Origin of the sequence: Nitrobacter sp., from assembly GCF_051535235.1 — a bacterium.
Classification (GTDB): domain Bacteria; phylum Pseudomonadota; class Alphaproteobacteria; order Rhizobiales; family Xanthobacteraceae; genus Nitrobacter.
In genome coordinates this window covers 140,467-166,513 of record NZ_JBPPLZ010000001.1, presented here as the reverse complement: position 1 = coordinate 166,513, position 26,047 = coordinate 140,467, and the positions used below count along the sequence as shown (strand labels likewise).

The window sequence follows — 26,047 nt, the reverse complement described above, 5'->3', positions numbered from 1 at the left end:
CGTTTTACGCTGGGCTGCGTCCGGGGAACGGCCGGGAAGTGCCCGGTGACTTTCCAAACAGGCTGAGAAACGCCGAGGCCGGGTTCAGTACAGCGGAAACGCCGTCGGATATCCGCCGAGATCGGACGGCGGGCTGAGCGGCTGCCGGTCGATCGGCCGGTTCAGGTTTTCGCGGGCGAATGAGGGATAACCGACGTCCGGCGGAAAAGCATAGTCGGTGAACTTGCGCTCGCCGGGCAGCACCTCGGTGCCGGCATCCAGCCATGATCGCTTGGAGATATAGACGCGGGTGCGTGGGCCGGACTGGTAGGACACGTTGGGTCCACCTGAACCGTAAGCGCCGCTGCGATCATGGACTTTGCGTTTTGCCGCGCTCGCGTCAGAGGCGGCAAAGCCGACCGCGACGAAGGCAGCCGCCGCAAGCAACAGCGCGACGTTTTTCGCAGCCCGGGTCGTGGCGGAGAATTTCACAGTCATCGTGTCCTCATAGATCCGATCGACCACCTTTTTATCGTCCGGGGGGCTCGCGCCACAAGGCCAATCGCGCCACACCTTGCGAGAATAATGCAGCCGGGCCGGAAATGTTGCTTCGATCCGACGCGCATCGGCATGAATTTGAGAGCCTGTCCGGCCTGGCGACTGACACAGATGTGCCTTTGTTTTCAGGGAGATATAAGCCTATCGGCTGGATCGCGCTCATGCGCGGGTTGGCCTGGATGCGGGCGCGGTGCCGCGAACCGTCCCGACCAGCAGATTTCATTTCCTCGCGCCTGCCCTCGGCGAAGCTGGCAAAACGCAAAGAAGCGTCGGCGGACTTCTCGGGACCGAATCGGTCATGTCAGGAACCAGGGTCCGGCGTTGTCTTGAGGACGTTTCTCGCATAGAAGCGCAGCGTCTTTCCTCGTTTCGCGCGCAGGCGACCCGGGAAGGCGATTTCTTCGGAGAGTGAACGATGGGTTACAAAGTCGCGCTGGTCGGAGCGACCGGCAATGTCGGGCGTGAAATGCTCAACATTCTGGACGAGCGGAAATTCCCCGCTGACGAGGTGGTGGCGCTGGCCTCGCGCCGCAGCGTCGGCACCGAGGTGTCCTACGGCGACAAAACCCTCAAGGTCAAAGCGCTGGAAAATCACGATTTCGGCGACGTCGATATCTGCCTGATGTCGGCTGGCGGCGCCGTGTCGAAGGAATGGTCGCCGAAGATCGGCGCGGCAGGCGCGGTTGTGATCGACAACTCGTCGACCTGGCGGATGGATCCGGACGTTCCGCTGATCGTGCCCGAGGTCAACGCGGACGCGGTTGCGGGTTTCACCAGGAAGAATATCATTGCCAATCCGAACTGCTCGACCGCGCAGCTTGTGGTGGCGTTGAAGCCGCTGCACGACAAGGCCGTCATCAAGCGCGTCGTGGTCGCGACCTATCAGTCGGTTTCGGGTGCCGGCAAGGACGGCATGGACGAATTGTTCGCGCAGACCAAGGCGGTCTATACCGCGAGCGAGCTCGTCGCCAAGAAGTTCCCGAAGCGTATCGCCTTCAACGTCATCCCCGAGATCGACGTGTTCATGGAGGATGGTTACACCAAGGAAGAATGGAAGATGATGGCGGAGACCAAGAAGATTCTTGATCCCAAAATCAGGCTGACCGCGACCTGCGTGCGCGTGCCGGTGTTCATCGGCCATTCGGAGGCCGTCAGCATCGAGTTCGAGAAGCCCATCACGCCGGACGAGGCGCGCAGCATCCTGCGCAATGCGCCCGGTTGTCTCGTGATCGACAAGCACGAGCCGGGCGGCTACGTCACGCCGTACGAATCGGCCGGCGAGGACGCCACCTACATCAGCCGCATCCGCGAGGATGCGACGGTGGAGAACGGGCTGTCGATGTGGGTCGTGTCCGACAATCTGCGCAAGGGCGCGGCGCTCAACGCGGTCCAGATCGCAGAGTGCCTGATCAACCGCAAGCTGATCAGCGCCAAGCGGAAAGCCGCCTGACCTTGAGTCGCGGAGCGAGCGTCTCAAATCAGGCTATTGTCCCTGACGCTGCGGAATTCCTTGGCCGCCAGATCCAGCACGTAGAGTGAGCCTTCGGCGACGCTGAAATAAGCGCCATGCAGGGTAAGATGGCCGTTCTCGACGGAGTTCCGCACGAAGGGAAAGGTCATCAGATTTTCGATGCTGCGGAATACCGCCGCCTTCTCGATGCGGGTGGCGAATTCCTTCATCGTTTCCCGCTCGCGCTGCTCGACCACCTCGCCGGGCTTGATGAACATCGCCATCCATCTGCCGATGAAGTCGCCCGGCGACAGCGGCTTCGCCTTGTTGATGATGGCGCTGATGCCGCTGCATTGCGCATGCCCGAGGATCACGATGTGCTTCACCTTGAGCACCTGCACCCCGAATTCCAGTGCGGCCGAGACGCCATGGGCGTTGGCGTCCGGCTGATAGACCGGCACCAGATTGGCGATGTTGCGCACCACGAACAGTTCGCCGGGCCCGGCATCGAAAATCGCCTCCGGAGAAACCCGCGAATCGCAGCAGCCGATCACCATCGTTTCGGGCGACTGGCCGCGTTCGGACAGCGCACGATAGCGGGACTGCTCGGTCGGCAGCCGCTGCGTGGTGAAGGCGCGATAGCCGTTGATCAGTTGTTGCGGGAAAGCTTTCACGTCGCACCTCGTCCGTCGTCCGCTCGGTGAAACCACAGCCGGACGGTCCGGACAAGGCTTTCGACGCCATGCCGCGAATGCTGTCGGCGCGGGCACAGTCCGCAACCGGGCATATATCTTTTGGCCGCCGTCCGCTCCGCGCCCCGTGCATCGGCGCCGGGCGTTTTCGGAAAGCGATCAGGCGGGCAAGCGGTTAGGCCCAGGCGCGTTCGCGCTTCGCCTTGTCCTCGTAGCTGTCGATCGCCGCCTTCTTTTCCATCGTCAGCCCGATATCGTCGAGGCCGTTCAGCAGGCAGTGCTTTCGGAACGGATCGATGTCGAATGTCGCCTTGCCGCCGTCGGGGCCGCGGATTTCCTGGTTGGTGAGATCGATGGTCAGCGTCGCATTGGCGCCGCGCTCGGCGTCGTCGAACAGCTTGTCGAGGTCGGCCTGCGTCACGCGGATCGGCAGAATGCCGTTCTTGAAGCAGTTGTTGTAGAAGATGTCGCCGAACGAGGTCGAGATCACGCAGCGGATGCCGAAATCGAGCAGCGCCCAGGGCGCGTGCTCGCGCGACGAGCCGCAGCCGAAATTGTCCCCGGCGACCAGGATTTTGGCGTTGCGATAGGCCGGCCTGTTGAGAACGAAGTCCGGATTTTCCGAGCCGTCTTCCTTGTAGCGCTGTTCCGAGAAAAGTCCCTTGCCAAGGCCGGTGCGCTTGATGGTCTTCAGATACTGCTTCGGAATGATCATGTCGGTGTCGACATTGATGATCTTCAGCGGCGCAGCGACGCCTTCCAGCGTTGTGAACTTGTCCATGGCAGGGTCCTCGTGATCAGCCATTATTTATCCCGATCCCGGCCTCGATCCAAGGTCCATCTATGATTTTGAATTGACGCGTTTTCTTCGCCTGGCAACGCTCTAACCCGCCGCCTGCGCCTCGATCGCCTCGATGTCGGCATCCGACAGCCCGAAGTGGTGGCCGATTTCGTGGACCAACACATGGCTGATGATGCGAGCAAGCGTTTCATCATGCTCGGCCCAGTAATCGATGATGGGACGGCGATAGAGCCAGATCAGGTTGGGCAGCCTGGCGATGTCGTCGTGACTCTGGAACGGCAGGCCCGTGCCCTGGAACAGCCCCAGCAGATCGTATTCGCTGTCGGCCTTCATCTCGTCGAGCACCTCCTCGGTCGGGAAATCCTCGACGCGAATGATGAGGCCCTCGCACAGACGCCGGAAACGCTCGGGCAGGCGCGCGAAAATGTCGTGCGCCATGGCTTCCATGTCAGCCAGCGAGGGGGCTTTGGCGGACGTCCACATGGCGTTTGTTTAACCCGTGTTTACCGTCCCGGCACCAGATTTTTGCGATCAAAGGCGGTCTTGCAGTTGACGCGGGCGCGGCAATCGGAGACCGTTCGCCGCAGGGGCGATCGGGGCACGGTCATGAACGTCAGAATGACGGCGGCGGGGCTTGCGACGGGAGCAGCGACGTTGCTGCTGTTGTTGCTGGTGCCGGGTACGCTGCTGTTTGTCTACGGCGCGCAGGCGCAAACGGCGGCGCATAGCACCGACCGCGCGGCGTCCGACCTGTCGGCTCAGACGCGTCGGCCACGCGTGCGCATCTATCGCGAAGACGAGCGCGGAGTTTATCCGAAGTACAATCCCGGTCCCGACGCCGTTCGCGACTGCACCGCTCATTATGTGCAGGAGTTTCGGCCGAGCGGGACGGTGATTGTTCCGCGGATGAACTGTTATTGGCGTCACGGCTGAGTGCGCCGCGCGAGACGCGGGTTCGGCTCCATCTATCCGTTATCAACCTATCCGTTTTCAACGAGTTGGTAGGGCAGGCCGTGCGGCGCATTGTCGCCCGTCATTGCACACGCTCATTCACGCCGCATTCAGATCGCCGCTTCTAGGTTCGTTGCTCGCATTGTGGCGAGATGGAACCATCTGCTGCAGTTCGTCGTTATTGGTTTCCTTCCATGGAGGTCCACATGCATTTGAAGAAGATTCTAGGATTCGCCGCCCTTGGCGCACTCCTTGTTGTCGCGGCTCCCGCGCAGCAGGCGCAGGCGGCAACGCCAATCAGTCCAGGCATCGCCGCGGGCGCGCAGGGCGACGCGGGCAAGCTGACCACCGACGTGCAGTGGGGGCATCATCATCACCGTCACTGGAGACCTCATCCCCATCACCGCCATTGGCGGCCGCATCGCCATCCTCGCCACTGGCATCATCACCACCACCACCATCGTCACTGGCGCTGATTCGAACCCGCTTGACGGGTTTCCCTGCCGGACTCGAACAGGCCCGCATCGCGGGCCTGTTTTTTTGAGACGGCGTCGATATAATCAACCGACATGGTCAGCAGGACGCACGCGGAAACGCTACAGGAAATTGCCATGAAGATGTCTTTCGGCGTGAGCCTCGCGGCGGCGATCGTGACGTTATCCTGGGCGGCATCCGGCGACAGTGCGGAGGCGGCCATCCGATCGGGCACCATCGCAGCACAATCCACGGCGGCGACCGATGTGAGCGCGGCTCATCGCTCCGGACGGAGTCATCGCCATCGGCACCATCGTCCGCGCGTTTATGTGCACGGCCGGCATTATTACGAAAGGCCGACGTACTACGTGCCACAGGGGCCGGCGCCGTTCTTTCCGTTCGGCTTCGGTTACGGCCTCGATCCGTCCTGGTGAGAGCGTCCGGCGAAGTCCGAAACCCATTCGCCCCGGACCACGGCGTCAAGACCACGGCGTCAAGATTGTGGCTTCGCTACCTCTGAAACCGACGGAGTCTGCAGCGGGCGCAGCGTTTCGCGCTGCACCGCGCCCGGACCACGACGCTCTCTTTGCCATGACCTTGCCGTGACCGTACTCCCTCACGATGCCCGGATCAGGTCCGCGTAGAGGATGCCGCTGTCATAAAAGCGAAAAAACCGTCCGCTCAGGCGTGGCCGGCTTCGTTCGACAACATGCCGGGATCGATGCCGATCTTGTGCAGCGCGCGGGCATATTTATCCTCGACGTCGCGCCCGAAGATCAGGTCCGGATCGGCCGGACAATGCAGCCAGCCATTGTCCTGGATTTCCGTCTCGAGCTGGCCCGGCGCCCAGCCGGCATAACCAAGCGCCAGGATCGCATGTTTCGGTCCGGCGCCTTTCGCAATGGCTTCCAGGATGTCGAGAGTCGCGGTCAGGCAGATGCCCTCGTCGATCGGCAGCGTCGCATCCTCGATGAAGAAATCGCTTGAATGCAGCACGAAGCCGCGGCCGGTTTCGACCGGGCCGCCCTTCATCACCTTCATCGCCTCCGCGGTTTCCGGCAGCTTGATCTGATCGGACCTCTTGATGATGTCGAGTTGCACCAGCAGATCGGTGAAATCGACACTTCCGGCGGGCCGATTCAGGATAATGCCCATCGCTCCCTCGGACGAGTGCGCGCAAACATAGATCACGGAACGCGCGAACCGTTCATCGTCGATGACCGGCATCGCAATCAGCAACTGGCCGTCCAGATAGCTTCGGTCCGCGTCGTCGGCGTCGCTTTCGTCCACCAGACGACGATCCCTGCCGGGCCTCTTACGCGCTGGATCCATCGGCAATGACCCTCATGTTGCCCTCACATCCTGATATTGGACGTTTGTTCTGTCAATCAACCTCCCCGCCCCGGCTAAACAGCGGATCACAAGCATTTCAATGGTTTGGGGCATCACCTGCCTGTAAGGACGTCGGATGATCACCAAGGTTCCCCTCGATGCGAGGTCCGGTATTGCGGTCGCGTTGCTGGCTGTCGCGTTTTCGGCTCCGGCGACGGCGCAGGACGCCTCGCCCTGGCAGCGGGGTAGCCACTCCGCGGTCCGCCTTCTCGCTGGCTCGCGCAGCGGAGCGGTACTGCTCGGCGGCGTCGCGTTTCAGCTTGAGCCGGGCTGGAAAACCTACTGGCGCACGCCGGGCGATTCCGGGGTGCCGCCGCGTTTCGATTTCTCCAGGTCGGACAATGTCGACGCCGTGACCGTGCTGTGGCCGGCGCCATCGAAATTTCCGGACGGCGCGGGTGGACACTCGCTTGGATACCACGATCAGGTCGTGCTGCCGCTGCGCATTGCCGCCAAAAATGCCGACAAGCCGATCACGCTCCGCGCGACCATCACCTACGCGGTCTGCGCCAAGCTGTGCGTTCCCGTCGAAGCCAGCATCGAGCTTCCTTTCGTCAGCGTCGCCAGCACGGAGGACAGCGCGCTGGCGGCCGCGCTCGATACGGTGCCGAAGCCGGCCAGGGTCGGCGACCCCAATCCGCTGACGATCCGTGACGTCAAGCGCAAGGGAGAATCCGCCGTGACCGTCGATGTCGTGACCGTCAATCCCAAGGACGATGTCGACCTCTTCGTCGAAGGTCCGACACCGGACTGGGCTCTGCCGATTCCGACGCGACTCAATCGCGCGCCGCGCGGCGTGAAACGGTTTTCGTTCAACCTCGAGGGCCTGCCGCCGGACACCAAGCCGGAAGGCGCCGCCCTGAAACTGACTTTGGTAAGCGGCAAGCAGGCCTACGAGTTCAACGTCAATCTGGACTAAGACAACGCGTGGAATCTCCGCCGCGAGGTCCGGACTCCGCGTCCCGTCCAACCGAATCTTAACGAATCGTTGCTAGCTCCAGACCGTGGCGCGCTCCCCCCTCACGAGGATTCCGTCGTGGCCGTAACGGACACTCCATCCGCGCCCGCGAGGCGATCGTCCGGCATGGTCGGGCGGTTGCGCGCGATGCTGAATGGATCAAACGAGGCTTCGCTGACCAAGCGCCTCGCCGGCACGATCTTCATCATCCGCGTTATCAGCGCCGGGCTCGCTTACGTCGCGCAGATTCTGCTGGCGCGCTGGATGGGCGGCTCCGATTACGGCGTGTATGTGTATGTCTGGACCTGGGTGCTGCTGCTCGGCAGCATGATGGATTTCGGCATCTCGGCGTCGGCGCAGAAGATCATTCCGGAATACCGCGCCAGCGGCGACGACGCGCGGCTGCGCGGATTCCTGAGCGGCAGCCGCTGGATGACGTTCATCGTGGCCGCGCTGATCTCGCTGCTGCTCGCCGGCCTCGTCAGACTGCTGTCGCCGTGGATCGACGCGGCGACGGTCCTGCCGCTCTATATCGGCTGCCTGACGCTGCCCGCCTTCGTGGTCGCCAATACCCAGGATGGCATCGCGCGTTCGCACGACTGGATGCGGCTCGGATTGATGCCGCAATTCATCGTGCGGCAGTCGCTGATCATCGGTTTCACCGCCGGCGCCTTCGTTCTCGGATTCCATCTCAGCGCCGCCATCGCCATGCTGGCCAGCACGGCCGCGGTGTGGGTCGCCATGATCGGGCAAATGATCGTGCTCAACCGCAGGCTCGGCACCGTCGTCGCGGCCGGGCCGAAAGAGCACGATTTCCGCGGCTGGCTCGCGGTGTCGCTGCCGATCCTTCTGGTCGAAAGTTTCTATCTGTTGCTGTCGTATACCGACGTGCTGGTGCTGCAGCAGTTCCGTTCCTCCGAGGAGGTCGGCGTCTACTTCGCCGTGGTCAAGACGCTGGCGCTGGTGTCGTTCATTCACTACGCGATGTCGGCGACGACCGCTCACCGCTTCACCGAATATCACGCCGCCGGCGACAGGGAGCGGCTGTCGGCCTACGTCGCTCATGCGATCAAGTGGACGTTCTGGCCATCGCTCGCCGCGACGCTGGTCCTGCTCGCGCTCGGCAGGCCGATGCTGTGGCTGTTCGGACCGCAATTCGTCGCCGGCTACAGCATCATGTTCGTCGCCGCGATCGGACTGGTGGTCCGATCGGCCATCGGCCCGGTCGAGCGGCTGCTCAACATGCTCGGCCATCAGCACGCCTGCGCGTCGGCCTATGCGATGGCCTTCGGCATGAACGTCGTGCTGTGCTTCGCGCTGGTGCCGCGCTACGGCGGCCACGGCGCCGCCGCCGCCACCTCGATGTCGCTCGCGTTCGAGACCGTGCTGCTGTTCTGGATCGTGCGCCGCAGACTGGGCCTGCACGTGCTGGCGTTCGGGAAGAAGCGGTAGGCACTTTCGGAATCTTTCCCTCTTCCCGTGCGGGAGAAGGAAAAATCACGCAGCCGTCCAGCCGCCATCGATCGACAGATTGCTGCCGGTGATCTGCGCGGCATCGTCGCCGCACAGATAAAGTGCCAGAGCTGCGACCTGCTCCACGGTGACGAACTGCTTGGTCGGCTGCGCCGCGAGCAGCACGTCGTTGATGACCTGCTCTTTTGTCATGCCGCGCGCCTTCATGGTGTCGGGAATCTGCTTCTCGACCAGCGGCGTCCAGACATAACCCGGACTAATGCAGTTGCAGGTGATCTTGTGAGCCGCAAGCTCCAGCGCCACCGTCTTGGTGAGACCGGCGATGCCGTGCTTTGCGGCGACATAGGCCGATTTGAAAGGCGAGGCCACCAGCGAATGCGCCGAGGCGGTATTGATGATGCGGCCCCAGCCGCGTTGCTTCATGCCGGGAACGGCGGCGCGGATGGTGTGAAACGCCGACGACAGGTTGATGGCGATGATCGCGTCCCATTTCTCGCGCGGAAACTCCTCGATCGGCGCGACGAACTGGATGCCCGCATTGTTGACGAGGATATCGACCGCGCCGAAGGACGTCTCGCCGAGCGCGATCATGCCCGCGATCTCGTCCGGCCTGGTCATGTCGGCCGGCGAATAGGCCGCCCCGACCTTGAACTCGCTCTCGATGGCGGAGCGCTCCTTCTCGATATCGGCGGCCGCGCCGAATCCGTTGATCACGACATTGGCGCCGGCGCCGGCGAAAGCGCGGGCGTAGGCGAGGCCTATGCCGCTGGTCGAGCCAGTGACGACCGCGGTTTTGCCTTTCAGTTTCGTCATTGTTGTCTCCTGTCGGAGCCTTCTCCTGTCCCGACGTCTTCCGAGCGCGCAAGGTCGCTCGAGGCCGCAGCGTGGCGCTGGTTCACGCTGGCGTCAATCACCGCAGACGGCGACGCGCTTCACGCCAGGGTTATCGCTCATCCGGGGAGGCGAGAACGAGCGTCCAGAACACCTTGTACTTGCTGTCCGGAGCATAGGTCGCGGCGATGCCCAGTTTTGTGACGCCGTTCTTCAGCATGTTCGCCCGGTGAGGCGGCGAATCGCGCCAGCCTGAAAACGCCTCGGCGAGGGTATGGTAACCGGCGCCGATATTTTCGACCGCCAGTTTTGCCGGATAGCCTGCCGCCGCCAGCCGCCTCGGCAACGTGCCGGCGATGTCGTGGTCCATCTTGTTGCGCTTGGCCATCACCATCGATTGCGTTTCGGCGACCTTCATCAATTCCGGATCGACAGCCACGGGCCCGAGTCCGTTATTGGCGCGATAGCCGGAAATCATGGACGCCGCCACCACCGGATCCAGCTTCGCTCCGCCATGGGCCATGTCGAGATAAAATGCCGGCTGCTCCGGAACTGCATTTTCCACGGCGGTGCATCCGGCCAACATCGTAAGGCCAAGAATCGCGGCAAAGATACGGATCATTCATAATTCCCCAATCACGCGCAGTTGTTGCACACCAACCGTGGCTGAAAGGTGAACGATCTCAGGTCGGGTCCGCGAAAATGCGATAGCGCCGCGGCTGCAAACCGACGACCTCGCCGTCGCGAAGCTCGCGATCGCGCGGCACGTCGATTTCAATGAGGGTTTCGCCCCGGCTGCCGGACACGGCGATGTCGGCCCGCTGAATCGGGCCGAAGGTCCGCACCCGCCGCACGGTGCCTTCGAGACCACCCCAGCCCGGCGGGCTGATCTGCATGTCGTGGCGGCGAACAAACAGTTTTGACGGCCCCGATCTGCCGCGCTCGGCGGCGATATTCAGCGGCGTCTCACCGAGGCGGACCGAACCGTCATGAACCTCGACCGGCAGAACGATGGACTCACCGATGAAGCCGTGCACGAACGCCGTCTGCGGATTGTCATAGACGTCGGTCGGCGTTCCGATCTGCTCGATGCGCCCCTTGTCCATCACCACCACGCTATTGGCGACCTCGAGCGCCTCCTCCTGATCGTGGGTCACGAAGATGGAGGTGACGTTGATTTCCTCGTGCAGCGAGCGCAGCCAGGTCCGCAATTCCTTGCGCACCTTGGCGTCGAGCGCGCCGAACGGCTCGTCGAGCAGCAGCACGCGCGGCTCGATCGCCAGCGCGCGCGCGAGCGCAATGCGCTGACGCTGGCCGCCCGAAAGCTGGCTCGGATAGCGGCTGGACAGCCAGTCGAGCTGGACCAGGTCCAGCAGCTCCTTGACCCGCGAGCGGATGGCGGCTTCGTCCTTGCGAACGGAACGAGGCTGCACGCGCAGACCGAACGCGACGTTCTCGAACACCGTCATGTGGCGGAACAGCGCGTAATGCTGGAACACGAAGCCGACGCTGCGCTCGCCGGGCGCGCGCGACAACGCGTTCTCGCCGTCGAAGGCGACCTCTCCGGAATCCGGCCAGTCCAGCCCGGCGATGATGCGCAGCAGCGTGGTCTTGCCGGACCCCGACGGGCCGAGCAGCGCCATCAGCTCGCCATGCGGCACCGTGAGATCGACGTGGTCCAGCGCGGCGAAGTCCCCGAACTTTTTCACGATATTGCGGACTTCAATGCTCACTCGGTCGTTGCCCTTCGTCGAGATGCCGTTCGAGAATAGTCTTCGCCACCAGCGTGACCAGCGCCAGCAGCGCCAGCAGCGAGGCGATCGCGAACGCCGATACGAATTGATATTCGTTGTAGAGGATTTCGACCAGCAGCGGCATGGTGTTGGTCTCGCCGCGGATGTGCCCGGATACGACGGACACCGCGCCGAACTCGCCCATGGCGCGCGCATTGCAGAGCAGCACGCCGTAGAGCAGGCCCCACTTGATGTTCGGCAGCGTGACGCGGAAGAAGGTCTGCAATCCCGAAGCGCCAAGCGACAGCGCCGCTTCCTCCTCCGCCGTCCCCTGCTCCTGCATCAGCGGGATCAGCGCGCGCGATACGAAGGGAAAGGTCACGAAGGTCGTCGCCAGCGCGATGCCCGGCAGCGCGAACAGGAGCTGAATGTCGTGATCCTGCAGCCAGGGCCCGAGAAAGCCCTGCGCGCCGAACAACAGCACGAACACCAGACCGGAGATGACAGGGCTCACCGAGAACGGAAGATCGACCAGCGAGATCAGGAGCGTCTTTCCCCGGAATTCGAATTTCGCGATCGCCCAGGCGGCAATCAGCCCGAACACCAGGTTGAGGCCAACCGAAATCACCGCAACTATCAATGTCAGCCTGATCGCCGACAGGGCTTCAGGGTCGGCAAGCGCGGCGAGATAGGCGTAGGTCCCTCTGGCGAACGCTTCCGCAAACACGATCACCAGCGGCAGCACGATGAACATCGTGAGAAACAGGACGGTGACGCCGATCAGCAGACCACGCACCCAGCGCGGTTCAGAGCGGGCATCGGTCCGCTCAAGCGGCACCGCGATCGCGGTTTCAGGCATCGACGTCGCCTCTCAATGCGCCGGCACGCGTAGCTGCGCCCAGCGTTGCATGCGGTTGACGAGGAAGATGACCAGGAACGCCACTACCAGCATCACGACAGCGATCGCCGTCGCGTCGGCGTAGCGGAATTCGGACAGCCGGATCACGATCAGCAGCGGCGCGATCTCCGACACGTTCGGCAAGTTGCCGGCGATGAAGATCACCGAACCGTATTCGCCGACCGCGCGCGCGAATGCGAGCGCAAAGCCCGTCAGTAGCGCGGGCAGAAGGCTCGGCAGAATGACGCGGGACACCGTCTGCCAGCGGTTGGCGCCGAGGCTCGCGGCTGCCTCCTCGATCTCCGGATCGAGATCGATCAGCACCGGCTGCACGGTGCGAACCACGAAGGGAATGCCGATAAACACCATCGCGACGAAAATGCCGAGCGGCGTGAACGACACCTTGATGCCGAGCTCAGCCAGCGGCGCGCCGAGCCAGCCGTTCTGCGCGAACAGCGTCGTCAGCGCGATTCCCGCAACGGCGGTCGGCAACGCGAACGGCACGTCGACGATCGCATCGAAGATGCGGCGGCCCGGAAAGCGATAGCGGACCAGCGCCCAGACGATAATGCCGCCCATCACCAGATTTACGAGCGCGGCGAGAAACGCGAGCCCAAATGAAATCTTCAGCGCATTCAACGTTCGCCGGCTGGTGACGATGTCAACGAACTGGGCGAGGCTCAATTCGAACGACTTGAGAAACAGACCCGCAAGGGGAATCAGGATGATGATCGAAAGCCATGTCAGCGTCAGCCCCATGGTGAGGCCGAATCCCGGCAAGGTCCGTCGTCGTCCCGATCCTCCTTTCACGTTGCCCCGCTCCGCCCCGTCGCATCAGTTCTTGTAGATCTGATCGAAGATGCCGCCCTCGCCGAAATGGACCTTTTGCGCCTTGGTCCAGCCGCCGAACACGTCGTCGATCTTGAACAGTTCAACCTTGGGAAAGGCATCGGCATACTTCTTGATGATGTCGGGATCGGTGGGACGGTAGAAATTCCGCGCCGCGATCTCCTGCGCATCCGAAGTATACCAGTACTTCAGATACGCTTCGGCAACGGCGCGCGTACCCTTCTTGTCCACCACTTTGTCGACAACGGCAACAGGCGGTTCCGCCAGAATGGAGATAGAGGGCACCACGATCTCGAACTTGTCCTTTCCGAATTCCTTGAGCGCGAGAAAGGCTTCGTTCTCCCAGGCGAGCAGCACATCGCCGACGCCGCGCTCGACGAAGGTGACGGTCGAGCCGCGCGCGCCGGTATCAAGCACCGGAACGTGCTTGTAGATATCGGCGACAAATTGTCTTGCCTTGTCCTCTCCACCGAATTTCTTCAGCGCATAGCCCCACGCCGCCAGATAATTCCAGCGCGCGCCGCCGGAGGTCTTCGGATTCGGCGTAATGACGCTGACGCCCGGCTTGATCAGATCGTCCCAGTCCTTGATGCCCTTCGGATTGCCCGTGCGCACCAGGAAGACGATCGTCGACGTATAGGGTGAGGAGTTCCGCGGCAGCCGCTTCTGCCAGTCCTTGGCCAGCAACCCGCGCTCGGCGATGGCGTCAATGTCATAGGCGAGCGCCAGGGTGACGACATCTGCCTGCAGGCCGTCGATCACCGAACGCGCCTGCTTTCCCGACCCGCCGTGGGATTGCTTGATCTCGACGCTCTTGCCGGTTTCCTTCTGATAGTGCGCGGCGAACGCCTTGTTGAAATCGACATAGAGTTCACGCGTCGGATCGTATGAAACATTCAACAGCGAGACGTCGGCCGCGTATGCAGAGCCTGCCCATATCAATCCCGCCAAGACCATAAAGCTACGACGAAGCATTTTCATCTCCATAAGGCCCGCTCGCGCGATCATCGCCGCGGACTGATGAAACTCGTCAAACGGCAGCTTCAAGTCAACGAAACCACATTTCAATGTTTGCGGCGACGCAGGGTCATTCCACTACGAAGTCTTCATCGTGTGGATGCCGCATTCCGTCTTGCCTCTGCCGCGCCAGCGGCCGGCGCGCGCATCTTCATCGGCGCTGGCGCGCGATGTGCATGGCATGCAGCCGACGGAAAGGAATCCCGATGCGACGAGCGGATGCGGCGGCAGCTTCGCCGACGCATAGATCGCCTCGATGTCGGCGCGTGAGGCGTTCGCGAACGGATTGAATTTCAGCCGCGCCCCGTCATCCTCGACCACCGGAATGTCGGCGCGCAGGCCGCCTTGAAACCGCTTGCGGCCGTTGATCCAGGCGTCGAACGGCGTAAGCGCGCGCGCCAGCGGCTCCATTTTCCGGATGCGGCAGCAGGCATCCGGATCGGAGAGCCATAACTCGCGAGCGGCGTCCTCGCGCGTCAGCGCATCCTCGGACGGTTGAATGGAGCGAACGTCTTTCAGGCCGAGCGCGGCGATCAACGTGTCGCGATAGGCGAGCGTCTCCTCGAACAGCCATCCGGTGTCGAGGAAGATCACGGGAATGGCCGGATCGACGTCCGCCATCACCTTCAGAAGCGCCGCCGACTCTGTACCAAATGACGACACCAGCGCCAGCCGGTCGCGCCCGATCGTGCGCAGCGCCGCGGTGATCACGTCCGCAGGCGAGGCGTCGCGAAGCGTATCGTTCAGCATCGATGCGGACGGCAGCACCGAAGCCACTCTTGCCGCGGTACTTTTGTTGTCGGGCGAAGACGTCATTCGGCGGCCATCTGGAATGTCTGCAACAGTGAATTCAGGTTTGAATTGCGCCACGGCGCGGAGCGCGAAACCACGTCGCCAATCACGAGAATCGCGGGGCCGTCGATCCGGTGAACCAGCGCGGGCAGGCGATCCAGCGTGCCGACGACGGCTTTCGCATCAGGGCGGGTGGCGCGCGCGAACACGCCGACCGGCGTTTCCGGCGAACGGCCCGCCGCGAGCAGGCCGGAACAAATCGCGTCGGCCGCCGTGATTCCCATGTAGACGACGACCGTCATCTTCCGGTCGGTCAGCGCCGACCAGTCCACGCTCTCCGCATCCCGCGCTTTGTGCGCGGTGAGGAAGGTGACGCGCAGCGCCTCGTGGCGGAAGGTCAGCGGCACCTCCGATTCCGCAGCCGCGCCGAGCGCGGCCGTGATTCCCGGAACCACCGAACAGGCGACACCGGCCTCACGCAAGGCCTCGACCTCTTCGCCGCCGCGCCCGAAAATGAAGGGATCGCCGCCCTTGAGGCGCACGGCCCGCTGCCCTGACTTCGCCGCATCGATCAGCAGGCGGTTGATCGCGTCCTGGCCGATGCCGGGCTTGCCGACGCGGCGACCCACCGGGACCCGCGCGGCGTCGCGGCGGGCGCGATCGAGGACTTCCGGCGAAACCAGTTCGTCGTAGAAGACAATGTCGGCGTCCTGCAGCGCGCGCAGCGCCTTGACGGTGAGCAGATCCGGATCGCCCGGCCCGGCGCCGACCAGTGTGACATGACCTTCGGCCTGCCGCGAGTTCTGTTCGCCCGCGTAAGCGGATGGATCGGCGATCGCTGTCAGCGCGCTTTCGGCCTCGTCGGAGCGGCCGGCAAGAACCGCAGCGCCGATCGGACCGTCGACGACGCGCTCCCAGAAGCGGCGACGCAATGGCGCATGAGCAATGCGATCGTGCACCGACCTGCGCCAGCGCCCGATCAGCGCTGCGAGATCGCCGATCCGCGCCGGCAACATCGCCTCGATGCGTTCGCGCACGCGGCGCGCCACCACCGGCGAGGCACCACCGGTGCCGACCGCCACCACGACCTCGCCACGATCGACGATCGCCGGAACGATGAAACTCGAATGCGCGGGATCGTCCATCACGTTGACGGGCAAACCCGCCGCCCGCGCCCGCGCCGCCACCGCCATGCCGATCTCGCCGGCGCCCGCGCAGAACACCGCGACGATGTCGTTCAACCCGATCGTTGTGGGGTCGTCCACACGCTCGATCCGCGATGCGGCGGCAGGATCGAGACCGGCGACCGCAAAGTCGCCATCGGTGGCATGCCAGCGAACCCGCGCTTCCGCGGCCAGCAGCAGGCGCAGTCTGGCCCGCACCGGATCGCCCGCTCCGACCAGAAGGATCGGACCGGCGCGAGAATCGAGAAAGATCGGAAGGAATTTCATTCGATGCTTCTTCTCCCCAACAGCGGGGTTGACTGAAATTATTTTCTATTTATGTATCTTGCAAGCGCATCAAACAGAAAATTATTTCTTCTATGCGGCTACGAAAGTATAGAATTTTCTACTTCCAAATACCGCACGGAAGAGATGCATCTTCTCAGCCTCCGAAATCCGCATTTTGGCGGCCGCTGACGTCGACAATCAGCGGCTTGGCCGTCGACCGCGTGTAGTAACGCGCATGCAAGGAGCAGGCCATGCAGCCTGGAATGGACCACCTCGATGCGCTGGAAGCGCAGAGCATCTACATTTTCCGGGAAGCCTTCGCCCGGTTGAAAAAGCTCGCGCTCCTGTGGTCGCTCGGCAAGGACTCCAACGTGATGATCTGGCTGGCGCGCAAGGCCTTCTTCGGTCGCGTGCCGTTCCCGGCGCTGCATGTCGACACCGAAAAGAAATTCCCCGAGATGTACGCGTTCCGCGAGCGCTATTCCAAGGAGTGGGATCTCGATCTCAAGGTCGATTACTGTCCGCCGATCGACGCGGTCGACCCGACGCTGCCGCCGGCCGCGCGGTCAGCGGCGCGCAAGACCGAGGGGTTGAAGCTCGCGCTGAACAAATACGGCTTCGACGGCCTGATCGCCGGCATCCGCCGCGACGAGGAAGCAACCCGCGCCAAGGAACGGGTGTTTTCGCCGCGCGGCCTGGAGGGCGGATGGGACGTGCGCGACCAGCCGCCGGAATTCTGGGACCAGTTCAACGCCTCGCCGCCGCCCGGCGCGCACCTGCGTATCCATCCGATCCTGCATTGGACCGAAGCTGACATCTGGGCCTACACCAAGCGTGAGAACATTCCGATCATTCCGCTCTATCTGGCCAAGAACGGCAAACGCTATCGTTCGCTTGGCGATGCCGACATCACTTTCCCCGTCGCTTCGACCGCCTCGACCATCGACGAGATCCTGATCGAGCTTGAAGGCAGCAAGATCCCGGAACGCGCCGGGCGCGCACTCGATCATGAAACCGAAGACGCGTTCGAGCGGCTTCGGGTCGCCGGCTATCTCTGACCTGACTCGAAATCGAGCGTTTTCCGATGAATATGATCGCCCCCACCATCGCACCGAACACCGTCCTCGCGACACCGAACGGCACGACACGTCCGCAGGTCCGCATCGTCATCGTCGGTCACGTCGACCACGGCAAATCGACGCTGGTCGGACGGCTGTTGCACGAGACCGGCAGCCTGCCCGATGGCAAGCTGGAGATGCTGAAAGCCGTCAGCACCCGGCGCGGCATGCCGTTCGAATGGTCGTTCCTGCTGGATGCGCTGCAGACCGAGCGCGATCAGGGCATCACCATCGACACCACGCAAATTCGCTTCCGCACCCGTTCGCGCGACGTGGTGCTGATCGACGCGCCCGGCCACGCCGAATTCCTGCGCAACATGATCACCGGCGCGGCGCAGGCCGATGGCGCGGTGCTGATCATAGACGCGCTCGAAGGCGTGCGCGACCAGACCCGGCGACACGGTTATCTGCTGCATCTGCTCGGCGTCAAACAGGTCGCGGTCGTCGTCAACAAGATGGACCGCGTCGATTTCAGCGCGGAACGCTTCGGCGCGATACGCGACGAGATTACCGCGCACCTGACCGGCCTTGGCCTCGCGCCGACGGCGGTGATTCCGATCTCCGCCCGAGACGGCGACGGCGTTGCCGACCGCACCGCGAAGATTGCATGGTACAAAGGGCCGACCGTGGTCGAGGCTCTCGACGCGCTGCAACCAGCGCGTCCGCTGGACGAACTGGCGTTGCGCCTGCCGGTTCAGGCGATCTACAAGTTCGACGATCGGCGCATTGTCGCCGGCCGCATCGAGTCGGGCGGCCTGGCCGCGGGCGATGAGATTGTCATCATGCCGGCCGGCAAGATCGCGAAGATCCGCAGCATCGAAGGCTGGCCGTCAAGTCCGACTGTCGCGCAAAGCGCTGGACGGTCCGTCGGCATCACGCTCGACCGCGAACTGTTTGTCGAGCGCGGCGACGTCATCGCCCATGTCGGGTCGGCGCCGCGCGATACGCGGCGGATTCGCGCGCGCATCTTCTGGCTGCACGAGACCCCGCTCGCGGCCGGCGCATCCATTCTGCTCCGGCTCGGCAACAAGGAAACCCGCGCCGTCGTCGTCGCCATCGAGAAGGCAGTCGATCCGGGCGAACTGTCGAGCGCCGAGGCCAAGGCGATCGCGCGCAATCATGTCGGCGAAATCGACATCTCGCTGGCGCAGCCGCTCGCCGCTGATCCTTACGTCGACAATCCCCGCACCGGCCGCCTTGTGATCGAGGTCCAGGGACGTATCGCCGGCGGCGGCCTTGTTCTCAGCGTCGATGCGGGACAGCGCGCGGTGCCGGTCGATATCGTGCCGGTGGAATCGGCGCTGCGTCCGGATGAGCGCTCCGCGCGTTATCGTCACAACGGCGCGGTAGTCTGGCTGACGGGATTGCCCGGTTCGGGGAAATCGACGCTGGCGCGCGCGCTGGAGCGAAAACTGTTCGGCGATGGCGGCTCGCCGATCCTGCTCGACGGCGACACGTTGCGCGCCGGACTGAACGGCGATCTCGGCTTTTCGCCGCAGGACCGTGCTGAAAACATCCGTCGGCTGGCGGAAGTCGCTGCCCATCTCGCGCGCAACGGCCATGTTGCGATCGTGGCCGCGGTCTCGCCGTCGCGCGAGGATCGCGCCGCGGCACGGCGCATCGCCGATTCCGCCTTCCGAGAGGTCTACGTCGCAACGCCGGCTGATGTTTGCGAGAGCCGCGACCCGAAGGGGCATTACGCCAAGGCGCGCGCGGGCGTGCTGCACGGATTTACCGGCATCGGCAACGACTATCAGCCGCCGGAATCGGTGGAACTGACGATCGATACATCATCACGCACGGTGGCTGAGGCCGCTGGCGAGATCGAGCAGATGCTGATCAGCACCGGCATCCTGTTCGATGAACTGACCGACGTCGCCGCCAACATCTGAGCCTGCGAATCCCGCAGGCGCTGGACGTGGATGACCGCCGCGAGTTGTATCGCGGCGGTCGTTTGGTTTTTCAATGGGATTATTCACCTTTTGTAGGGGCGCACGACGCCGGCTTTGGCGCTAGAGTCTGATCCAACTTCGTTGGATTAGACTCTAGCTTTTTGATTGAGCATGATCATATCCGAAAACCGGTTCCCACCTTTCGGGACCATGCTCTCAAAGGCGATAGACGCCAAATTTTTGCAAGCCGCCTTGAGACAGCCTCGTCGCTGTTTCGCGTGAGACCTCCGACATGACCCGCATTGACGCTCACGGACTGAAAATCGTGCCGGTCCTGTTCGATTTTATCGAGAAAGAGGCCACGCCCGGGGCCGGCATTTCGCCGGATGCCTTCTGGGCCGGATTGGCCGCCATCGTCCACGATCTTGGACCGAAAAACCGGGAACTGCTGGCGATACGCGACACGCTGCAGGCGAAGATCGACGGATGGCATCGCGCCAACAGAAGTCATCCGTTCGACATTAAAGCCTATACCGCGTTCCTGAAAGAGATCGGCTATCTGCAGCCGGAGCCGGAGACTCATGCGGTCGAAACCGCTGATGTCGATGAGGAGATCGGAAAGATCTGCGGGCCGCAACTGGTGGTGCCGCTGACCAACGCGCGTTACGCGCTGAACGCCGCCAATGCGCGCTGGGGCAGCCTTTACGACGCATTGTACGGTACCGACGCCATCCCGCACGCCGCCGGCGAGGCCAGAGGCTACGACAAGGCGCGCGGCGACAAGGTGATCGCGAAGGCCAAGGCGTTCCTCGATCAGGCCGCACCGCTTGCGACCGGCAGCCATGCCGATGTCGTGGGATACGTCGTGACCGATGGAGCGTTAAAGACGAGACTCCGTAACGGCAGCGAGACCGGCTTGACGTCGATATCGCAATTCGCAGGCTATCGGGGCGATGCGAGCGCGCCGTCCGCGATCCTGCTGGTGAACCACGGCCTGCACATCGAGATTCAAGTCGACCGCAGCCACGCCATTGGCAAGGACGATGCCGCAGGCATCGCCGACGTGATCCTTGAGGCCGCCGTCAGCACCATTCTCGACATGGAGGACAGCGTCGCCGCCGTCGATGCCGACGACAAGGTACTGGTCTATCGCAACGTCCTCGGCCTGATGAACGGCACGCTCACGGATACATTCAGGAAGGGCGGCAAGACCATTACGCGCGCCCTTAACGCCGATCGGGTCTACACCGCGCCTGACGGCGGCGAGCTAAGGCTGCACGGGCGCAGCCTGCTTCTCATTCGCAACGTCGGCCATCACATGTTTACCGACGCAGTGCTCGACAGGGACGGCGCCGACATTCCGGAAGGCATGCTCGACGCGGCGGTGTCCGGCCTGCTCGCGATTCACGATCTCAACGGCACCTCGAAAACGAAAAACAGCCGGACCGGCTCGGCTTACATCGTCAAACCGAAGATGCACGGTCCCGACGAGGTCGCGCTGACCTGCGAACTGCTCGCCCGGGTCGAGACCATGTTGGCGCTGCCCGAGAACACACTCAAAATTGGCGTCATGGACGAGGAACGTCGCACCACCGTCAACCTCAAGGCCTGCATCCAGGTGGCCGCAAAACGCATCTGCTTCATCAACACCGGTTTCCTCGATCGCACCGGCGACGAGATCCATACCTCGATGGAAGCGGGACCGATGATCCGCAAGGGCGAGATGAAGGCGCAGCCCTGGATGCAGGCGTACGAGGACTGGAACGTCGACATCGGTTTGATCGACGGTCTGCCCGGCCACGCCCAGATCGGCAAGGGCATGTGGGCGGCGCCCGACAGGATGGCCGACATGCTGGCGCGGAAAATCAGCCACCCACAATCCGGCGCCACCACTGCATGGGTACCTTCGCCCACGGCGGCGACACTGCACGCCTTGCACTATCATCAGGTCGATGTGTTGAAACGCCAGCAGGAGCTGAAAGCCGGCGGCCGTCGGGCGAAACTTGCCGACCTCCTCACCCTTCCGGTGTCGCAGTCGAATTGGGCACCCGACGATGTGAGACAGGAGATCGACAACAACTGCCAGGGCATTCTCGGCTATGTCGTGCGCTGGATCGATCAGGGCGTCGGCTGTTCGAAGGTGCCCGATATTCACGACGTCGGACTGATGGAGGATCGCGCCACGCTACGCATCTCCAGCCAGCATCTGGCGAACTGGCTGCATCAGGGCGTCGTCACCGGGAACGAAATGATGCAATCGCTCAAGCGCATGGCCGCCGTCGTCGACGGGCAGAACGCCGGCGATCCCCTCTACAAACCAATGGCGCCGGAATTCAACGGTGTCGCCTTCCAGGCGGCGTGCGATCTGGTGTTCAAGGGACGCGAACAACCGAACGGCTACACCGAATACATCCTGACCGGGCGCAGGCGCGAGGCCAAAGCGGGGGGTAAGGCGAGGGGCACGGCGCAAGGAAAGACGGCGGCTGACGGTTGACCGGCGATCGACGCGATCGAGATGAATGTCCCCGGCGTGACCGCCGGGGAAATCTGCTTGTCCAAGGCGCCGACGTGGGGCCTCAGAATATCGGAAGATACTTCAACGCTGAGACGACACCGAGCACGATAACGGCGACGCTGGCGATCTGCTTGCCGCGGACGTCCAGCGGCGCCACGCTGATGAAGTACAGCACAAGAACAACGATGAAGAACGTAATCAGGACGCTGATCAGCATTGTTGGCTCTCCAAATTGATCGCAAGATTCAGGACGGAGAAGCGCCCTCGCGACATTGGCGCGCGAGGCAATCCAGACAAGGCCTGAAAGTTCCACCGAAAGGCGCGTGATGCGCGGCGAGGGGACGCGCCAGCCGAAGCCTTTCCGCTTCTGATTCAATCAGAATCTCCAGAGCGTTGTCTGGGCGCATTTTCCTCGCGGAAGCCGGTATCTCTCTCCTCCGGTCGGGCCGAGGACATGCTTCGTTCGAAAACCTATTTGCATAAATCGATGCGGCTTTTACCGCAGCTTCCCATCGCAGCCCTCACCGCCAAGCATCGTCGAACAGAGGCGGACTCAACAGAAACTGCCTGACGGGCAGGTCATGCTGTCGAGGAACTTAAGCCGCGACGACACGTTGGTTGCTCATATCCCAGCAGTTTTCAGGAGCGTTGGATGGCGAGCGATGATGAGGAAGCGATGAAGAACTTGACCGATAAAGCAACATACGACCGCCTTGAGAAGGATTTGTCCGCCGTGAAAAACGATATCTCCGCCCTGGCAGACCAGGTCTCCGATGCGCTCGGTACATTGACCGGCTCTGCCAAAAAGCAGGCGCGCCGCGGCTACAAGCAGGCCAGAGCCAATGTCGACTCCGTCCTCTCCGATGTGACGGAGCGTGGCAACGCGGCGCTCGACGCGGCGCAGAATGCCGTAACCTCGATGGAGGACACGCTCGAGGAAGCAATCCAGCAGCGTCCTCTCGCAACGGTCGGGCTTGCGATCGGGCTGGGATTTCTGATCGGCGTGACCTGGCGCCGATGAGGCTCCGGTGATTTCAGTTTGGTCGGGCCGCGGCGAGTTCTGTCGCCGCCGCTCGGATTCTGTCAATAATTTCAGCAATCGATTTTCGAGCCGGGCGAGGCGTTGAATGTTTCAGCGGGCGATCGATGACCTTAAGGAAAGCGCGGGCAACGCTGTGCGGCTCGCCTCCGTCGCCGCCGTAGCGGCCGTCGCAGGCTCCATCACACTCGTGTTTTTATGTGCCGCCGCGTTTGTCTTCGTGCTTCAGAACTACGGCTTGATCGAGGCTTGCCTCGCCGGCGCCGCTATCTTTTTCCTGATCGCGGTGATCGCGGTCGCGATCTATGCGATCCGGCGAAAGGCCATCAAAAAACGAGCAGCCCAAAAAACCAGAGCGACAGCGCAAAATTTTCTCGCCGATCCGATGGTGGTGGCGGCAGGACTTCAGTTGGCCCGCACGGTCGGCATCAAAAAGCTGATTCCGATCCTGGCCATCGGCGGCCTGGCGCTGGGGTTGCTCGCAGGCCGGCGCGACCGGGACGGAACCGACGCCGACACTTGACGGCCTAATTGAATGACCACGATATGAATAACAACAATAAGAATGAATATCAGGTGACGCAGCGGCCGGGCTGAAGCTGCTTCGCGACATCCGTCAAAACGCTGACCACCGGTTCGCACGCGATCGTGCGCCTGGCCTGCGATGCCGGTGCGCGACGGGCGCGCGGGCTGGTGCCGCGATCGCTGGCCATCATGCTGTCGGTTCCGGGAATCTGGATCACGATCGATGCGGCCGGCAAACTCTCGAGCCGAATGGAAACGGTGCGGCCTTCCACAGTCCTCAAACTGACAAAACCCCGATCGGACTTGGCGGTGCGATTGACCACCGCGGCGGCGTCCGGCTGCGCAGCGAGATCGCTCCCCGAGGGAAGATGCATCGCGCCGAGAGGCACCATTACCGCCAGCGCACCAAGAATGGCCGTCGATACCTGAAACATCGTTTGCCTCGCCCGTTGTCCTCTCGCTGGCGACGACGTCACACGCCGTGCGTCAGGATTGCGGGTCAGAACCGCGAGGCAATAACGCCGTTCGCAAGACATCGTTCATCGGCGGAATTGAAAAAAGACGAAGCGGAACGCTTCGCGGGGTCCTTGCGTTATCCGGGCAGCCGGTCATCCTCCCCCTGCCCGCCCGACCGGCGACGAGGACGCGGCTGATGGTGATGCCAGCCGCGTCCGTTTTCTTGGCAAGTTTCTTTACCGTTGGCGAGCGACACCGACCGCAAGCACGGCCAAGCACGGTATGGTGTGGAGCCTGTCGCGGGGGGCGGCCGCCAAGGGCCGCCGCGCCAGTCAGGATGCAGCGGCGCGGGGTTCCCGATTGCGCGAGTTTCGATGGAAGAACAGCGCCTGGCTGGCAACCGCCGAAACCATGGCCGGCTGGAACGGCTTCGAAATGAGGAACGCCGGCTCGGGCCTCTCGCCGGTCAGGAAGCGCTCGGGATAGGCCGTAATGAAGACGACGGGCACCTCGACGACGCGGAGGAGTTCGTTGACGGCATCCAGTCCGGAGCTGCCGTCAGCGAGCTGGATATCGGCCAGAATGAGACCGGGCTTCCGGGTCTTGGCCAGGGCGATCGCGTCGCCATGGGTTCGCGCGACACCGATCACACGGTGTCCGAGATTCTTGACAAGACTCTCCAGATCCATCGCGATGAACGTCTCATCCTCGATGATCAGCACGTCGGTCGCGATTTCCGCCGCCATTTCGCGGCCGGCAACATCGCTCAGCCTGCGAACTTCGGCCACGTTGGTCTGCAGCACGAACGCCGCTTCCTCCTCGGAGAAACCTTCGAGCGACAAGAGCAGGAACGCCTGACGCGGCAGCGGCGTGATATTCGTCAGCCGCCGTTCTGTCGGAGCCAGGGCCGGCACCTCGTCGATACCGCCATTGATCGACACCGAATTCCAGATCTGGGTGAACAGCCGAAACAGCCCCGCCCGCGGTCCGTGCCGCTCGTCGAGCACGGTTGGATCCTGAAGCAGCGCCTCCAGCATGGCTCCGACATAGGCATCTCCGGACGCCTGATTTCCCGTCAGGGCGCGGGCGTAACGTCGCAAGAGCGGCAAATGCTCGGCAACAACCTGTGATCGAAACATCCCGTCCATCCTTTTGAGATTGAGACCCCAACAACAGCGGGATCAGCATCTTTATCCTTAATTGGGCCATGCGTGGAGCAACGCGGCGGATGCCCGTCCGGTCGCTGCGTTATTTACGCTTTAGCATGACAAAAGTTCCGCCATGCAGGAACTTTACCTCGGGCACGGCATTAGCCCGCACGAGTTCCGCAAAGACGGCCTAACAAACGGGGAATTCTCGATTTTTCAATACCTTGAAACGTTGGGAATGAACAAGATCATGAAAGATACAAAGCCATCACCCGGCAAGGGCGGCCTAAACGCCGAGATTCAGTCCAGAATCGGGCATCAGCTTCGTGCGATGTATGACGACGTCGTGAGGCAGGGCGTCCCGGACCGGTTTGCGGAGTTAATCCGAAAGCTCGATGGATCGGGACCCAGTCACCCCCAAATAAATCCCACGGGCGATTTCGACGCAAAAAATAGCGGGAGGGACTAATGCCTCTCACCGATTCACTTCGCGAAGATATTCTGGCATCGGTGCCGAACTTGCGCGCGTTCGCAATTTCGCTGAGCGGGAACGGCGATCGTGCCGACGACCTCGTGCAGGAAACCCTGCTTCGTGCGCTCGCCAATATCGATTCGTTTCAGCCGGGCTCAAACCTTCCGGCGTGGCTGTTCACGATCCTGCGCAACCTGTTCCGCTCCGACTACCGCAAGCGCCGGCGTGAGGTTGAGGATTCCGATGGCAGCTATGCGAAAACGCTGAAATCGCAGCCGAGCCAGAACGCGCATCTGGAATTCGAGGAATTCCGCGCTGCGCTCGACAAGTTGCCCCAGGATCAGCGTGAAGCCTTGATCCTGGTAGGCGCTTCGGGCTTCTCCTACGAGGATGCCGCGAAGATCTGCGGATGCGCAGTCGGCACCATCAAGAGCCGCGTCAATCGCGCACGATCGAAGCTGAGCGCGCTACTTTATGTCGAGGGCGCCGAGGATTTTGGCCCGGACGATACCGTTCGGGCCGTAATCGGCAGCGGCCGATAGTCCGCGATCAGGCCCGCTGTAATTCAGGGGCGGCTGCGCG

General features: G+C 62.8%; 29 protein-coding genes. 12 read left to right on the top strand and 17 right to left on the bottom strand.

Annotated features, from left to right (window positions below; all coding sequences use genetic code 11):
• Positions 1–84: 84 nt before the first annotated feature.
• On the bottom strand, positions 85–477 hold the full coding sequence (locus ACS3WA_RS00835; protein WP_438276681.1) for a hypothetical protein: 393 nt from the start codon (positions 475–477) through the stop codon (positions 85–87).
• 475 nt (positions 478–952) lie between these two features.
• Between ACS3WA_RS00835 and ACS3WA_RS00830 the strand changes: the two genes are divergently transcribed.
• On the top strand, positions 953–1,987 hold the full coding sequence (locus tag ACS3WA_RS00830) for an aspartate-semialdehyde dehydrogenase (RefSeq protein ID WP_438273942.1): 1,035 nt from the start codon (positions 953–955) through the stop codon (positions 1,985–1,987).
• A 23-nt stretch (positions 1,988–2,010) separates the two neighbouring features.
• On the opposite strand, the gene ACS3WA_RS00825 is transcribed toward ACS3WA_RS00830, so the two are convergent.
• From ACS3WA_RS00825 to ACS3WA_RS00815, 3 genes are all read right to left on the bottom strand, one after another.
• Positions 2,011–2,661, bottom strand: a complete 651-nt coding sequence (locus tag ACS3WA_RS00825; RefSeq protein WP_438276680.1) for a carbonic anhydrase — start codon at positions 2,659–2,661, stop codon at positions 2,011–2,013.
• A gap of 193 nt (positions 2,662–2,854) precedes the next feature.
• Positions 2,855–3,460 carry a 3-isopropylmalate dehydratase small subunit gene (gene leuD, locus ACS3WA_RS00820; protein ID WP_438276679.1) on the bottom strand — a complete coding sequence of 202 codons (606 nt, stop codon included), beginning with the start codon at positions 3,458–3,460 and terminating at the stop codon, positions 2,855–2,857.
• Between the two features lie 102 nt (positions 3,461–3,562).
• Positions 3,563–3,964, bottom strand: coding sequence for a metallopeptidase family protein (locus ACS3WA_RS00815; protein ID WP_438276678.1), 402 nt, complete (start codon positions 3,962–3,964; stop codon positions 3,563–3,565).
• 123 nt (positions 3,965–4,087) lie between these two features.
• On the opposite strand from ACS3WA_RS00815, the gene ACS3WA_RS00810 reads away from it, so the two are divergent.
• The gene (locus tag ACS3WA_RS00810) at positions 4,088–4,414 is read left to right on the top strand and encodes a hypothetical protein (protein ID WP_438276677.1); all 327 of its coding nucleotides are present in this window, start codon (positions 4,088–4,090) and stop codon (positions 4,412–4,414) included.
• 242 nt (positions 4,415–4,656) lie between these two features.
• Here ACS3WA_RS00810 and ACS3WA_RS00805 read toward each other — a convergent pair whose 3' ends face one another.
• Complete coding sequence (locus tag ACS3WA_RS00805; protein WP_438276676.1) at positions 4,657–4,893, bottom strand: hypothetical protein; 237 nt, start codon at positions 4,891–4,893, stop codon at positions 4,657–4,659.
• Between the two features lie 150 nt (positions 4,894–5,043).
• Between ACS3WA_RS00805 and ACS3WA_RS00800 the strand changes: the two genes are divergently transcribed.
• Positions 5,044–5,340, top strand: coding sequence for a hypothetical protein (locus tag ACS3WA_RS00800; protein ID WP_438276675.1), 297 nt, complete (start codon positions 5,044–5,046; stop codon positions 5,338–5,340).
• 247 nt (positions 5,341–5,587) lie between these two features.
• Here ACS3WA_RS00800 and ACS3WA_RS00795 read toward each other — a convergent pair whose 3' ends face one another.
• A complete protein-coding gene (locus tag ACS3WA_RS00795) occupies positions 5,588–6,238 on the bottom strand; it encodes a YqgE/AlgH family protein (protein WP_438276674.1) in 651 nt (216 codons plus the stop codon).
• Positions 6,239–6,374: 136 nt separating this feature from the next.
• On the opposite strand from ACS3WA_RS00795, the gene ACS3WA_RS00790 reads away from it, so the two are divergent.
• Together ACS3WA_RS00790 and ACS3WA_RS00785 are read left to right on the top strand one after the other, a co-directional pair.
• Positions 6,375–7,217, top strand: coding sequence for a protein-disulfide reductase DsbD domain-containing protein (locus ACS3WA_RS00790; protein WP_438276673.1), 843 nt, complete (start codon positions 6,375–6,377; stop codon positions 7,215–7,217).
• Positions 7,218–7,382: 165 nt separating this feature from the next.
• Positions 7,383–8,708: an oligosaccharide flippase family protein gene (locus ACS3WA_RS00785; RefSeq protein WP_438276971.1), complete on the top strand. Its 1,326-nt coding sequence runs from the start codon at positions 7,383–7,385 to the stop codon at positions 8,706–8,708.
• A 45-nt stretch (positions 8,709–8,753) separates the two neighbouring features.
• Here the strand turns inward: ACS3WA_RS00785 and ACS3WA_RS00780 are convergent, their stop codons facing one another.
• The 8 genes from ACS3WA_RS00780 to cysG form a co-directional block, all read right to left on the bottom strand.
• The gene (locus ACS3WA_RS00780) at positions 8,754–9,542 is read right to left on the bottom strand and encodes a 3-hydroxybutyrate dehydrogenase (RefSeq protein WP_438276672.1); all 789 of its coding nucleotides are present in this window, start codon (positions 9,540–9,542) and stop codon (positions 8,754–8,756) included.
• 130 nt (positions 9,543–9,672) lie between these two features.
• A complete protein-coding gene (locus ACS3WA_RS00775; protein ID WP_438276671.1) occupies positions 9,673–10,182 on the bottom strand; it encodes a CAP domain-containing protein in 510 nt (169 codons plus the stop codon).
• Positions 10,183–10,243: 61 nt separating this feature from the next.
• Complete coding sequence (locus tag ACS3WA_RS00770; protein ID WP_438276670.1) at positions 10,244–11,293, bottom strand: sulfate/molybdate ABC transporter ATP-binding protein; 1,050 nt, start codon at positions 11,291–11,293, stop codon at positions 10,244–10,246.
• On the bottom strand, positions 11,283–12,152 hold the full coding sequence (gene cysW, locus ACS3WA_RS00765; protein WP_438276669.1) for a sulfate ABC transporter permease subunit CysW: 870 nt from the start codon (positions 12,150–12,152) through the stop codon (positions 11,283–11,285). Before cysW ends, ACS3WA_RS00770 begins: the two co-directional genes overlap by 11 nt.
• A gap of 12 nt (positions 12,153–12,164) precedes the next feature.
• Complete coding sequence (gene cysT, locus ACS3WA_RS00760) at positions 12,165–13,001, bottom strand: sulfate ABC transporter permease subunit CysT (RefSeq protein ID WP_438276668.1); 837 nt, start codon at positions 12,999–13,001, stop codon at positions 12,165–12,167.
• Positions 13,002–13,025: 24 nt separating this feature from the next.
• Positions 13,026–14,015, bottom strand: coding sequence for a sulfate ABC transporter substrate-binding protein (locus tag ACS3WA_RS00755; RefSeq protein WP_438276667.1), 990 nt, complete (start codon positions 14,013–14,015; stop codon positions 13,026–13,028).
• A gap of 120 nt (positions 14,016–14,135) precedes the next feature.
• On the bottom strand, positions 14,136–14,873 hold the full coding sequence (locus tag ACS3WA_RS00750; protein ID WP_438276666.1) for a phosphoadenylyl-sulfate reductase: 738 nt from the start codon (positions 14,871–14,873) through the stop codon (positions 14,136–14,138).
• A complete protein-coding gene (gene cysG / locus ACS3WA_RS00745; RefSeq protein ID WP_438276665.1) occupies positions 14,870–16,300 on the bottom strand; it encodes a siroheme synthase CysG in 1,431 nt (476 codons plus the stop codon). The genes ACS3WA_RS00750 and cysG overlap by 4 nt, the downstream gene beginning before the upstream one ends.
• A 251-nt stretch (positions 16,301–16,551) precedes the next feature.
• On the opposite strand from cysG, the gene cysD reads away from it, so the two are divergent.
• From cysD to ACS3WA_RS00730, 3 genes are all read left to right on the top strand, one after another.
• Entirely contained in the window at positions 16,552–17,358 is an 807-nt protein-coding gene (gene cysD, locus ACS3WA_RS00740) for a sulfate adenylyltransferase subunit CysD (RefSeq protein ID WP_438276664.1), read from the top strand.
• Between the two features lie 26 nt (positions 17,359–17,384).
• The gene (gene cysC / locus ACS3WA_RS00735; RefSeq protein ID WP_438276663.1) at positions 17,385–19,310 is read left to right on the top strand and encodes an adenylyl-sulfate kinase; all 1,926 of its coding nucleotides are present in this window, start codon (positions 17,385–17,387) and stop codon (positions 19,308–19,310) included.
• Positions 19,311–19,602: 292 nt separating this feature from the next.
• Complete coding sequence (locus ACS3WA_RS00730; protein WP_438276662.1) at positions 19,603–21,804, top strand: malate synthase G; 2,202 nt, start codon at positions 19,603–19,605, stop codon at positions 21,802–21,804.
• Positions 21,805–21,886: 82 nt separating this feature from the next.
• Here ACS3WA_RS00730 and ACS3WA_RS00725 read toward each other — a convergent pair whose 3' ends face one another.
• Positions 21,887–22,042 (bottom strand): hypothetical protein, encoded by a 156-nt coding sequence (locus ACS3WA_RS00725; protein WP_438276661.1) that lies wholly within the window; start codon positions 22,040–22,042, stop codon positions 21,887–21,889.
• A gap of 435 nt (positions 22,043–22,477) precedes the next feature.
• Here ACS3WA_RS00725 and ACS3WA_RS00720 point away from each other — a divergent pair, with 435 nt between their 5' ends.
• Positions 22,478–22,846, top strand: coding sequence for a DUF883 family protein (locus tag ACS3WA_RS00720; RefSeq protein ID WP_438276660.1), 369 nt, complete (start codon positions 22,478–22,480; stop codon positions 22,844–22,846).
• Between the two features lie 106 nt (positions 22,847–22,952).
• Complete coding sequence (locus ACS3WA_RS00715; protein ID WP_438276659.1) at positions 22,953–23,387, top strand: hypothetical protein; 435 nt, start codon at positions 22,953–22,955, stop codon at positions 23,385–23,387.
• A 49-nt stretch (positions 23,388–23,436) separates the two neighbouring features.
• Here ACS3WA_RS00715 and ACS3WA_RS00710 read toward each other — a convergent pair whose 3' ends face one another.
• Positions 23,437–23,823, bottom strand: a complete 387-nt coding sequence (locus ACS3WA_RS00710) for a hypothetical protein (RefSeq protein ID WP_438276658.1) — start codon at positions 23,821–23,823, stop codon at positions 23,437–23,439.
• 354 nt (positions 23,824–24,177) lie between these two features.
• Positions 24,178–24,984 (bottom strand): response regulator, encoded by an 807-nt coding sequence (locus ACS3WA_RS00705; RefSeq protein ID WP_438276657.1) that lies wholly within the window; start codon positions 24,982–24,984, stop codon positions 24,178–24,180.
• 259 nt (positions 24,985–25,243) lie between these two features.
• On the opposite strand from ACS3WA_RS00705, the gene ACS3WA_RS00700 reads away from it, so the two are divergent.
• Together ACS3WA_RS00700 and ACS3WA_RS00695 are read left to right on the top strand one after the other, a co-directional pair.
• Positions 25,244–25,462 carry a NepR family anti-sigma factor gene (locus ACS3WA_RS00700; protein WP_438276970.1) on the top strand — a complete coding sequence of 73 codons (219 nt, stop codon included), beginning with the start codon at positions 25,244–25,246 and terminating at the stop codon, positions 25,460–25,462.
• Positions 25,462–26,007, top strand: a complete 546-nt coding sequence (locus ACS3WA_RS00695) for a sigma-70 family RNA polymerase sigma factor (RefSeq protein WP_438273960.1) — start codon at positions 25,462–25,464, stop codon at positions 26,005–26,007. Before ACS3WA_RS00700 ends, ACS3WA_RS00695 begins: the two co-directional genes overlap by 1 nt.
• Positions 26,008–26,047: the final 40 nt, after the last annotated feature.